The organism is Tateyamaria sp. GN1-10 (assembly GCF_055693845.1).
The window spans coordinates 2,689,526-2,701,501 of the sequence record NZ_JBVFUR010000004.1; the positions used below are offsets into that span (position 1 = coordinate 2,689,526).

Sequence of the window (11,976 nt, forward strand, 5' to 3'; positions counted from 1 at the left end):
GTTGCCATTCTCGGTTTAGATGGTCAATGTGGCGCGCAATCGCGTCACCAGAAGCCGAGAAGGGCCGCATTAACCTTGACGAAACCCGAGGGACAACAACTGGGCAAAATCGAATTCATCACCTTGATGGCGATGATGTTCGCGACCATTGCGTTTTCCATCGATGCAATGCTGCCCGCCCTGCCCTCGATCGCCGACGAAATCGCCCCCGGCGGGGTTGCACAAGCCGCTCTGGTGATGACTTTTTTCGTGATTGGCATGGGACTTGGCACCTTTGTCACGGGCCCTTTATCGGATGCCATCGGGCGCAAACCCATCGTGTATCTGGGGCTTGCCGTTTATGCCTTGGGCGCGGTTCTCAGCTGGATCGCCCCCACGCTTGAGCTGATGCTTGCAGCACGAATTCTACAGGGTTTGGGTGCGGCGGGTCCGCGTGTTGTGTCCGCAGCCATCATTCGCGACCTCTATTCGGGGCGCGCCATGGCCAGCATCCTGTCACTGACCATGATGGTGTTCCTTCTGGTGCCTGCAATTGCTCCACTTTTGGGCAAAATCATCATGGACGCTGCCGGATGGCGGGCGATCTTCCCGGCATTCCTGATCTTTGCAGTACTGCTGCTTGTCTGGTTCGGCACGCGCGTCAACGAAACACTGCCACGGGCCAACCGCCGTCCCCTGCGCTGGCCGTTGATGAAAGATGCAGTGCGACAGATGTTTGCACACCGCACCGTACGTTTGTCGATCTACGTACAGACGCTGATGCTGATGATCCTCTTTTCGATCCTCACCATGGTGCAACCAATCTTTGAGACGTCCTTTGATCGGGCGGACAGCTTCCCGCTCTGGTTCGGAGCGATTGCACTTGCCTCGGGTGTTTCAAGCCTACTCAACGCGGCCATCGTGGGCCGGTTCGGCATGCGCAAACTGGTGACATGGGCCCTGACGGCCCAGGTCATTGTCTCAACCGTCTTTGTCCTGTGGATGATGGCGGACATGCCCGGCTTGTTCTGGTTCTACATTTTCTGGCAATGGGGCGTGTTGTTTCAGGGTGGGTTGACCGTCGCAAACTTGAACGCCATCGCCATGGAGCCGATGGGCCATATCGCGGGAATGGCAGCGTCGGTGATTGGCTCAATATCGACCGTACTCGGTGCCGCTTTTGCGTCGCCGGTCGGGTTGATGTTTGACGGCACGCCGATGCCCTTGGTGGCGACCGTCCTAATCGCCTGCCTCGTCGCCTCAATCCTGATGCAAATGATGCGCCGGGCCGAGCAGGCGATCGCCTAGGCTTTCGCCTTCTTCTGCTGCATGACCTTTTCCGCCAGATCGCAGGCAATGGCAAACGCGCCCTTGATCTTGTCGCTGTCCTTCTTCCAGTCCCGGCGCACGACAATCTTGTTGTCCTTGACCTTCGCCAGCCCACGCTGATCCTGAATGAAGTCCACAAGCCCCTGGGGTGAGGCGAACTTGTCATTGTGGAACTGGATTGTGGCCCCCTTCGGTCCGCCATCCAGCTTGGCAATCCCGGCCCGCTTGCACATGGCCTTGATGCGCACGACCAACATCAAAGTATTCACTTCCTTGGGCAACTTGCCAAAACGGTCGATCAGCTCGGCAGCAAAGCCTTCAAGCTCCACCTTCGTGGTCAATTCAGACAGACGGCGATAGAGGCCGAGGCGCACGTCAAGATCAGGCACATATTGCTCGGGGATCAGCACGGGCACACCCAGATTGATCTGCGGCGCCCATTGGCCGTCATCATCGACCATGCCCTCCATCTCGCCGGCCTTGATCTTGCCAATCGCCTCTTCGAGCATGGATTGGTAAAGCTCAAAGCCCACGTCGCGCATCTGGCCCGACTGCTCCTCGCCCAGCAGGTTCCCGGCCCCGCGAATATCAAGGTCCTGAGACGCCAGCGTAAACCCGGCCCCCAGCGTGTCGAGCGACCCAAGCACCCGCAGCCGTTTCTCAGCCGTCGCCGTCAGCTTGGCACGCGGCTTTGTGGTGAGATAGGCATAGGCCCGCGTCTTCGACCGCCCCACCCGGCCCCGAATCTGATACAATTGCGCCAGCCCGAACATGTCGGCCCGGTGAACCACCATCGTGTTGGCCGTCGGAATATCCAGGCCCGACTCCACAATTGTCGTCGCCAAAAGCACATCGAACTTGCCGTCATAGAAGGCGTTCATGCGGTCATCCAGCTCGCCCGCAGCCATCTGACCGTGCGCCACGACATAGGTCAGCTCGGGCAACTGCTCTTTCAGGAACTCCTCGATCTCGGGCAGATCACTGATGCGCGGCACGACATAGAAACTCTGCCCACCACGATAATGCTCGCGCAGCAGCGCCTCGCGGATCGTCACGGCATCGAACTCGGACACGTAAGTGCGGATCGCAAGCCGGTCGACGGGCGGTGTGCCGATGATCGATAGATCACGCACGCCGGTCAGCGACAGTTGCAAGGTGCGTGGAATGGGCGTGGCCGTCAGGGTCAACACGTGCACATCCGATCGCATCTGCTTCAGCCGCTCTTTATGGCCGACACCAAATTTCTGTTCTTCATCAATGACCAACAGGCCGAGATTGTTGAACCGTACACCCTTGGCCAGCAGCGCATGGGTGCCAATGACAATATCTGCCGTGCCCTTGCCCATACCGTCGCGCGTCGCCGACGCCTCCTTGGCGCTGACAAAACGGGACAGCTGCCGGACCTCGATCGGAAAACCACGAAACCGCTCGGCAAAGCTCTTGTAATGTTGCCGCGCCAACAGCGTCGTGGGTGCAATCACCGCAACCTGCACACCGGACATGGCCGCGACAAAGGCCGCGCGCATCGCCACTTCGGTCTTACCAAAGCCCACATCGCCACAAATCAGACGGTCCATCGGCTGACCCGCATTCAGGTCGTCCATCACGGCGGCAATGGCCGTCAGCTGATCATCTGTTTCCTGATACGGGAAACGCGCAGCAAAGGCGTCCCACATCCCCGGCGGTGGCTCCAGAATGGGCGCTTTGCGCAGCGCGCGTTCCGCGGCAATACGGATCAACCGATCCGCCATTTCGCGAATGCGCTCTTTCAGCTTGGCCTTCTTGGCCTGCCACGCGCCGCCGCCCAAGCGGTCCAGCAACCCCTCTTCATGGCCGTATTTCGACAACAGCTCGATATTCTCGACCGGCAGATACAGTTTGGACCGCTCGGCATATTCCAGCAGCAGGCATTCATGGGCAGCACCCGCGGCAGTCACCACTTCCATGCCCATATAGCGACCGATCCCGTGGTCCACATGGACCACCAGGTCACCGGGCGACAGCGACTGCGTCTCGGTCAGGAAATTCTCGGCCCGGCGTTTTTTCTTGGGCTGGCGGATCAGACGATCCCCCAGAACATCCTGCTCGGAAATGACGGTCAGTCCGGGCGCTTCAAACCCATGTTCCAGCGCCCAGACCACCAAGTGTAGCCCACGCTTGCCGATGCGCGTCGCGTTCGGGATCGGAACAACTTCGGCCAGCCCTTCGTCCTCGATCAGGCCCGTTAGACGTTCACGCGCACCTTCCGAGTAACTGGCAATGACAACGGGACCATCCGCCATTTTTGCTTTAATATGAGATGCCAAAGCTCCGAAAAGGCTGATAGATTCCGTTGCCGCTCAGGTGAGAAATTGCGCCCGATCCGCCCGCCTGAATCCGTGACACCCGGACCCGTCGCTTGGGGAAGCTGGGCAAAGGACAACACGCGAAAGCCTGCAACCGCGGCCTCCCATGCAGCATCATCGAGGTAGAGACCCGCCGGTGCAGCAGGCTTGTAAACGGAATCCATCTTGGACCGGTTTTCCATCGCCAGCCGCCGCGTCTCGTACTGGTCCTCGATACTCTCCCACCGCGCCAGCCGCGCCGGCGTCACCTGATCATCCAGCGTGATCGCGGCCCCGGGAACATAATCAAAGAGCGTGTCCAATCCATCATGGAACAAGGACAACCAATGCTCAGCCCCCTGATGCTTACGCCCCGCGCTCACCGCTTCATACAGCGGATCGTCGGTGCCAGCGGCACCAAACTCCAACCGGTAATTCTGCCGAAACCGCGTAACGGCTGCCTCATCCAGAATGACCTCGGACACAGGCGCCAGTTCCACCACGTCCAGCTTTTCAGTGGTCCGCTGCGTGGCTGGATCAAAACGGCGCGCACCATCCAGCACATCGCCAAACAGGTCCAGCCGCACAGGCCCCAGATCACCGGGCGGATAGATGTCAATGATGCCACCGCGAATGGCGTAGTCGCCCGGCTCCATAACCGTGGGGCTTTGCACAAACCCCATGCGCACAAGGAAATTGCGCAGCGCGCTTTCATCCACCCGGTTGCCGACCGTGGCCGAAAACGCCGCCTCGCGCAGCAAATCCCGCGCAGGCACACGCTGGGTCGCGGCGTTCAACGTGGTCAGCAGGACAAACTGCGCAGGCATACCGTGCACAAGGGCCGCAAGCGTCGCCATCCGCTGGGCCGAGATGTCTGCATTCGGCGACACGCGATCATAAGGCAGACAATCCCACCCGGGAAAGATCAGCACGGGCATGTCGGGCGCAAAGAACCGCAACGCGGCCTGCATTGCTGCCAGCCGCTTGTCATCGCGGGCCACGTGCATGACCGGCGTGCCCTTGGACACTTCCTGAAGGATCAGCTTGGCGTCAAACCCCTCGGGTGCGCCAGACACGGTGATATGGGTCTGCTCGGGCATGGGCGGCAATTCACTCGGCAGGGAACGGGATCAAGGGGCCTTCAATTGGGTCTTTCAACCAAACTGTCAACCGCCGAAAGGGCCAATCGACAGGTTCTGATACATGCCCCAAAGGGCAGTGATGAAAATCGACACCATGCCGATGGCCTGGACGATGGTCCGATGACGGGTCAGGCGCCGCCAAAGCGCTTCGCCGGTCGCCCGTTCATCCTGAATCAACCGTGCTGTCGACAGGTTCAATGCACCCACAATGCTCATGGGAAAGCCCAGCAGAAACAGGGCCTGTGCAAACTCGACCCGATACACGAATCCCAGCAGCGCAAGACCGGTGAGCAGGAAACAGGCCAGCCCAAGCAACCACAGCCCAGATACGCCACCGATGAACAGCAGACGATTTGTGTTGATACGGACCAAATCCTCAAGATCCTCGGCCGCCTGTCCACCATGGCGACGCGCCCGCGCCACCATGTCATATGGCACGCCCAGCACCCAATGGCTTGCTGTTGACCACACGACCGCCAGCGCAATCCAGAACCACAGGTTCGAGAACGAGCGCATGTCGATCAATTCAAAGATTGTGTCGTACCAGTCCACGCGCTGTCCCGTTGTCCCGTGTGCCGGGCCTTCTTGCCTTGGTTGACGCCCCTCTTAGCGCGGGCGCGGCGTGGTGCCTAGACTTGGCAAGCGCAAAAATCCATGCCACCCATGCACTGTCACCGAAACCGGACACTTTCCATGCGCCCCACCCAAGCCCCCTATCCCGCCACCCGCCTGCGCCGCACCCGTCAAAGCCCTGCAATCCGCGGGCTCGTGCGGCAGAATACGTTGACGGTCGAGGACTTCATCTGGCCCGTCTTCGTCCGCAGCGGCGAAGGCATCGAAGAGCCCATTCCCTCCATGCCGGGTGTCGTGCGCCGGTCGGTCGACAAGGTGGTCGAAGCTGCGCGGGAAGCTGCCGACCTGGGCATCCCCGCCATCTGCATCTTCCCCTATACCGGGCTCGAAGAACGGACCGAGGATTGTGCAGGCGCCTGGGACCCCGAAAACCACGCCAACCGCGCTATCCGCGCCATCAAAAAGGCCGTGCCGGACATCGCGATCATGACGGACGTGGCGCTTGATACCTACAACATCAACGGCCATGACGGCTTTGTCGAAAACGGCGGGATCGTGAACGACCGCTCGGTCGAGGCACTGGTGAAAATGGCGCTCAGCCAGGCCGAGGCCGGCGCCGACATCATCGGCCCCTCCGACATGATGGACGGACGTATCGGCGCGATCCGGCAGGCGCTTGAAGGCGCAGGCCATCAGAACGTGATGATCCTCAGCTACGCCGCCAAATATGCTTCCGCCTTCTACGGCCCGTTCCGCGACGCGGTTGGGGCATCCGGCGCGCTGACAGGCGACAAAAAAACCTACCAGATGGACCCCGGAAACTCGGACGAAGCACTGCGACTGATCGAACGAGACCTGAAAGAAGGCGCCGACATGGTCATGGTCAAACCCGGCCTGCCCTATCTCGACATCTGCCGCCGGGTCAAAGACAGCTTCGGCGCGCCCACCTTCGCCTACCAGGTGTCGGGCGAATACGCGATGATCGAAGCGGCCAGCGCCAATGGCTGGGTCGATCATGACCGGGTCATGATGGAAAGCCTGATGGCCTTCAAACGGGCGGGCTGCGATGGCATCCTGACCTATTTCGCACCAGCGGCCGCGCGGCTATTGGCAAAAGGCTGACATGTGTTTGACCAACTCAACCTCTGGATCATCGTGGGCGCTGCGCTGCTCGGTGGCTTGACCCCCGGCCCCGCGACCCTCGCTATCGCAGGCACATCCATGGCCCGGGGGCGCGCCGTCGGGCTCGCGCTTGCATGGGGCGTGTCCAGCGGATCAGTGATCTGGGCCGCAGCAGCAGCGCTTGGCTTTGGCGCGCTCCTGCTGGCAAACCAGTGGATCTTGGAAACGGTGCGCTATGCTGGCGCCGCCTATCTCGCCTGGCTCGGCCTCAAATCCGCCGGCGCGGCCCTGCATGACCGCCCTCTCGCACCGCGGGACATTGGCACTGCATCCTACCTGCGCTGCTGGATCCAGGGCGCACTCATCCACCTGACCAATCCGAAGGCGATCATGTTCTGGGGGTCGATCATGGCCATCGGCCTGAAACCCGGTGCAGATGCCAGCGGTGTGGCCGCTCTTGTCGGTCTTTGCATCGCAATCTCCCTCACGCTGATGACCAGCTACGCGCTTCTGTTCTCCAGCGCTGTTGCCACCCGCACCTACCTCAAGCTCAGGCGCCTGTTCGAAACCACCTTCGCCCTCTTCTTTGGCGCCGCAGCCTGGCACCTGCTCACACAGCGCAATACCTGAACACATCCTTCCTCGTTTTTAAAATCCCGGGGAGGCCAAGGGCCGGGGGCAGAGCCCCAAAAAGCACGGCAGAAAGCCGCGCACGCATCACCACGTAGTGACACGCACATGCAATCGGCGTATATTTGCGCATAAGCGCGGCCAAACCGCGCAAAACCAAGAGCTATACAGGCGGTTCAAAATGAATACGAATGGGATCTCGCGGCGTGCCTTCGCCGCAGGGGCGCTGGCCAGCACAGGCGTGTTGGCAGCATGTGGAAACGGTGTCGGCAGCCGCGGCAGTGCGCTGATTGACAGCCGCGTGGATGTCACGCTGCAGGAAATGTACCGCAGCTACCCGAACACGGTGGACCTGGCGCAAAAAGCCAATGGCATGCTGGTGATGCCACTGGTGACCGAGGCTGGCCTCGGCTTTGGTGGCGCCTACGGACGGGGCGCACTGCGCGTTGATAACGTAACGGTCGATTATTACTCGATGGTCAAAGGGTCCGGCGGCCTGCAGATCGGGGCACAGCAATTCGCGCATGTGCTCTTCTTCATGACGCCCGAGGCCCTTACAGACTTCCGCCGCAGCCCAGGTTGGGCCGCAGGTGCGGATCTTGAATACGTGGTATCCGACCAGGGCGACAGTGTGGCCGCAGACACAACAACGGCTCTGTCCCCCGTTTTGGCGGCCGTCTTTGCCCGTGCAGGTTTGCGCATCGGTGCCACGCTCGAAGGCACCAAATACACACGGATCATTCCTTAAATCATGGGTCGGTGGGCGGGCGCATTTGCGCAGCAAACAGTGCCGCCCATCGACAAAACACAGGGCTTCGCCCGTTCTACCCTCAAACGCGCTCACCTGAGCGTTTGCCGCTTACGCGGACCGGGTTTCACCCAATATTGCGCAGCCGCTTGAACAGGCTCGACGTGTCCCAACGCCCGCCCCCCATCTTTTGAACATCCTTGTAGAACTGGTCGACCAGCGCCGTTACCGGCAGGCTCGCGCCGTTCTCATTCGCCGTATCAAGGCAAATCCCAAGATCCTTGCGCATCCAGTCGGTCGCAAAGCCATGCTCGAAGTGATCGTCCAGCATCGTCTCATACCGATTCTGACATCTGCCACGACCCGGCAGCCCCTTGCGAAATCACTTCGACCACCGCACGGCCATCCAGCCCCGCCTTTTCGGCAAAATGCAGCGCCTCGGACAGTCCCTGCACGACGCCAGCAATGGCAATCTGGTTGCACATCTTCGTCATCTGCCCCGCACCGCTGTCCCCAATACGGCGGCACAGCTTGGCATAGGCCTGCATGATCGGCTCGACCCGGTCATAGGCGCCCTGATCCCCACCACACATGATAGACAGCTGGCCGTTTTCGGCCCCCGCTTGCCCGCCGGATATGGGCGCATCGACAAAACTGACCTGCCTCGCGTCGGCAGCCGCATACAATTCCGCCGTCACCTTGGCCGACACGGTTGTGTGATCGACAAAGACGGTGCCGCTGCCCATCCCGGCAAAGGCACCGTCGTCCTCAAGACACACAGATCGCAGATCGTCGTCATTGCCCACGCAGGCCATCACGAAATCAGCGCCTTCGGCCGCAGCGCGCGGCGTGGTCGCCATGGCACCACCATAGGCATTCACCCAGTCCTGCGCCCGGGACGCGGTACGATTGTACACCGTCACCTCGTGACCCGCCTTTTGCAGATGTCCCGCCATCGGAGCACCCATCACACCCATGCCCAGAAATGCCAGCTTTGCCATCCGTGATACCTCGCCATTTTGCGCAGCCCTTTGGCTTGCGCTTCTTCGCTTGCCTACCTAACAGTCGTGGCCCAAGCGTCAACGCATCGAAGGCAAGGATCACAGACGGCATGGCAGTGGTGTTTCAATGGTTGGTCCGCCTGACCGCGGGGGTGATCGTGCTCGTCGTTCTGGGCGTTGGCATGGTCTACTACCTCGCCGCACGTTCCCTACCGAACTACGATGCGCGCGTGCGCGTGCCCGTCATCTCCGCCCCGGTCGAGATCGTGCGCGACAACGCCAATGTGCCGCATATCTTTGGTGAAACAGACACGGATGTGTTCCACGGCCTTGGCTTTGCCCATGCGCAGGATCGGCTGTGGCAAATGATGATGCTCCGCCGCACGGCCCAAGGTCGGCTGAGCGAGCTTTTTGGCACCACAACGGTCGACATCGACAGCTTTGTCCGCCGCCTCGATCTCTACCGCCTGTCCGTCCAGTCGGTCGAGGCACAGGATCCGGCAACACGCGCCGCGCTCGAAGCCTACGCATCGGGCGTGAATGCGCGGCTGGATCAGATCAATGCCGAGGCGTTGGGACGCGGCGCACCCGAGATGTTCCTCTTCAACACGCCCCTCGCCCCTTGGCGGCCCGCCGACAGCATCGCCGTGGCCAAGCTCATGGGCTTGCAGCTTTCCGGGCACCTCAGCGAAGAAGTGCTACGCGCCCGCATGTCACTGGCGCTCGAAGACCCTGCCCGGCTGGCGGATATTCTGCCCGATGTCCCGGGCGAAGGCATCGCCAGCCTGCCCGAATACGCATCCCTCGTGCCCGGCGTGGAAAACGACTACGCCGCCGCCGAGGCGGAACCGCACCCCCTGTCCCCCTTCAGACCACGCGGCTTTGCCGGGGCCTCCAACGCCTGGGCCGCCGCTACAGCGCGTTCCGCGTCAGGCGGCACATTGCTGGCCAACGACCCGCATCTTGGCTTTTCCGCCCCCGCGATCTGGTACCTTGCACGGATGGAACTGGACTCCGGTGGTGTGATCGGCGGTACAATCCCCGGCGTGCCCGCGGTGCTCACGGGACGGTCTGACCGCCTTGGCTGGGGCCTGACCACGGCTTACGTCGATGATCAGGATGTGTTCATCGAGGAACTGAACCCCGAAAACCCGTCGCAGTATCGCACACCCACAGGCTGGAAAGACTTCGAATCCCGCGACTCCATCCTGCAGATCGCGGACGAGGATCCGGTCACGCTCACCCTGCGCTGGACCGACAATGGCCCGGTCCTGCCGGGCAGCTTCCGCAACCTGCGCACGGTCACGCCGCCGGGCCACGTGGCAGCCCTCAGTTGGACAGTCCTCAGCCCTCGTGACACATCCCTGACCGCCGCCATGGGCATCATGAAATCGCAAACCGTGGCGGAGGCAATCACCGCAGGTGAAAGCTACATCGCGCCCGCCCAGAACATCACGCTGGTCGATCGCGGATCGATCGCGATGAAAACCATCGGCGCCGTGCCCAAGCGTGACGCAAACCACCAAAGCCAGGGGCGCCTGCCCAGCCTCGGTTGGCTGGCCGAGAACCGCTGGCAGGGGCGCATGGCCTACACCTCCAACCCCGGCTTCGTCTCACCCGTGGGCGGCATCCTCGGCAACACCAACAACAAGACGGTCGACCGCCCCTTCCCCAACCACATCAGCTTTGTCTGGGGCGACACCCAGCGCGTCCAACGCTGGCGCCGCCTGATGCAGGCGCGCGAGGTCCACACGCGCGACAGCTTTATCGAAGCACAGCTCGACACCGTTAGCTTCACGGCACGCTCGCTGCTGCCCCTGATCGGTGCGGAATTGTGGTTCACGGGCGAAGCCGCCCCCGAAGGCACGCCCGAACGCCAGCGCCAACGCGCCCTCGCCCTGCTCGCCGAATGGAACGGTGAGATGAACGAACACTGGCCCGAACCACTGATCTACACCGCCTGGCTGCGCAAGCTGCAGGACAGGCTGATCCGCGATGAACTGGGGCCGATGGCCGACACGCTGACGCATGTCGAACCGCTCTTCATCGAACGGGTGTTCCGCAACGTGGAGGGCGCGGGCGTCTGGTGCGACGTACGCCAATCTGCGCCGGTGGAAACCTGCCCCGACATGGCCCGCCTCGCGCTTGACGACGCCCTGCTTGAAATCAACGAAACCTACGGCAGCCAGTTGGAAAGCCTGCGCTGGGGTGACGCGCACCAGGCCACCCACGACCATCAGGTGCTGGGTGACGTGCCGATCCTGCGCTACTTCGTCAACATCCGGCAATCGACATCGGGTGGGGACAACACGCTTCTGCGCGGTCTGACCAGGGGGACCGGCCCCGACCCGTTCCAAAACGTACACGGCGCGGGCTATCGCGGCGTCTACGACTTTGCCGACCCGAACTCCTCGGTCTTCGTCATCTCAACGGGCCAATCCGGCCACTTCCTGTCCCGGCACTACGACGATCTGGCCCAACTCTGGCGACGCGGTGAATACATCCCCATGTCGCTCGACGAAGGGCTCGCACGGGCGGCAGCCGTCGGGGTCACCCGACTTGAACCGCTGCAATGACAACGATCCTGTTCAACAAACCCTTCGGCGTCCTGTCACAGTTCACCGACAAGGGGACAGAAGGCTCCCCCCGCCCCACGCTCTCCAACTATATCGATGTGCCGGGCGTCTACGCGGCGGGGCGACTGGACCGGGACAGCGAAGGGCTGATGGTGCTGACCAGCGACGGCAGACTACAGGCCAAGATCGCACACCCGAAATACAAGGCCCCCAAGACCTACTGGGCACAGGTCGAAGGCACGATCACCAACGATGCCCTCGCGCTGCTGCGCCAAGGGATCACGCTCAAGGACGGCCCCACGAAACCCGCCAAAGCCCGCGCCATTCCCGCTCCGACCATCTGGGATCGCGATCCACCCATCCGGGTGCGCAAGTCCGTGCCCGACAGCTGGCTCGAGCTGACACTCACCGAAGGGCGCAACCGCCAGGTGCGGCGGATGACGGCACATGTCGGCTTTCCCACCCTTCGGCTGATCCGGGTGCAAATCGGCGATTGGCACCTTGATGACCTGCAACCGGGTCAGTGGCGCGCCCTGCGCTAACACGCTTGCC

Annotated in this window: 7 protein-coding genes and 2 pseudogenes; 6 read left to right on the forward strand and 3 right to left on the reverse strand. The window is 61.9% G+C overall.

The genetic code is table 11. The features are described 5' to 3' along the window. Positions 1 to 75 precede the first annotated feature (75 nt). The gene (locus ACZ1HN_RS15225) at positions 76 to 1,287 is read left to right on the forward strand and encodes a multidrug effflux MFS transporter (protein WP_472728116.1); all 1,212 of its coding nucleotides are present in this window, start codon (positions 76 to 78) and stop codon (positions 1,285 to 1,287) included. On the opposite strand, the pseudogene mfd reads toward ACZ1HN_RS15225, so the two are convergent. Next, positions 1,284 to 4,732, reverse strand: a pseudogene (mfd, locus tag ACZ1HN_RS15230) (transcription-repair coupling factor). The gene ACZ1HN_RS15225 and the pseudogene mfd overlap by 4 nt on opposite strands. A gap of 66 nt (positions 4,733 to 4,798) precedes the next feature. Next, positions 4,799 to 5,326, reverse strand: a complete 528-nt coding sequence (locus ACZ1HN_RS15235) for a component of SufBCD complex (RefSeq protein WP_299198908.1) — start codon at positions 5,324 to 5,326, stop codon at positions 4,799 to 4,801. Positions 5,327 to 5,467: 141 nt separating this feature from the next. Here ACZ1HN_RS15235 and hemB point away from each other — a divergent pair, with 141 nt between their 5' ends. The 3 genes from hemB to ACZ1HN_RS15250 all read left to right on the forward strand — a co-directional run bounded on the left by hemB (position 5,468) and on the right by ACZ1HN_RS15250 (position 7,847). Continuing rightward, positions 5,468 to 6,469 carry a porphobilinogen synthase gene (hemB, locus tag ACZ1HN_RS15240; protein ID WP_472728117.1) on the forward strand — a complete coding sequence of 334 codons (1,002 nt, stop codon included), beginning with the start codon at positions 5,468 to 5,470 and terminating at the stop codon, positions 6,467 to 6,469. Between the two features lie 3 nt (positions 6,470 to 6,472). Continuing rightward, the gene (locus ACZ1HN_RS15245; protein WP_472728118.1) at positions 6,473 to 7,099 is read left to right on the forward strand and encodes a LysE family translocator; all 627 of its coding nucleotides are present in this window, start codon (positions 6,473 to 6,475) and stop codon (positions 7,097 to 7,099) included. A 181-nt stretch (positions 7,100 to 7,280) separates the two neighbouring features. Beyond that, positions 7,281 to 7,847, forward strand: coding sequence for a lipid-binding SYLF domain-containing protein (locus tag ACZ1HN_RS15250; protein ID WP_299198927.1), 567 nt, complete (start codon positions 7,281 to 7,283; stop codon positions 7,845 to 7,847). 127 nt (positions 7,848 to 7,974) lie between these two features. On the opposite strand, the pseudogene ACZ1HN_RS15255 reads toward ACZ1HN_RS15250, so the two are convergent. Further along, a pseudogene (locus tag ACZ1HN_RS15255) lies at positions 7,975 to 8,848 on the reverse strand (NAD(P)-dependent oxidoreductase). 110 nt (positions 8,849 to 8,958) lie between these two features. On the opposite strand from ACZ1HN_RS15255, the gene ACZ1HN_RS15260 reads away from it, so the two are divergent. Then, positions 8,959 to 11,424, forward strand: coding sequence for a penicillin acylase family protein (locus ACZ1HN_RS15260; RefSeq protein ID WP_472728119.1), 2,466 nt, complete (start codon positions 8,959 to 8,961; stop codon positions 11,422 to 11,424). Continuing rightward, positions 11,421 to 11,966, forward strand: a complete 546-nt coding sequence (locus ACZ1HN_RS15265; RefSeq protein WP_472728120.1) for an rRNA large subunit pseudouridine synthase E — start codon at positions 11,421 to 11,423, stop codon at positions 11,964 to 11,966. Before ACZ1HN_RS15260 ends, ACZ1HN_RS15265 begins: the two co-directional genes overlap by 4 nt. Positions 11,967 to 11,976 lie beyond the last annotated feature (10 nt).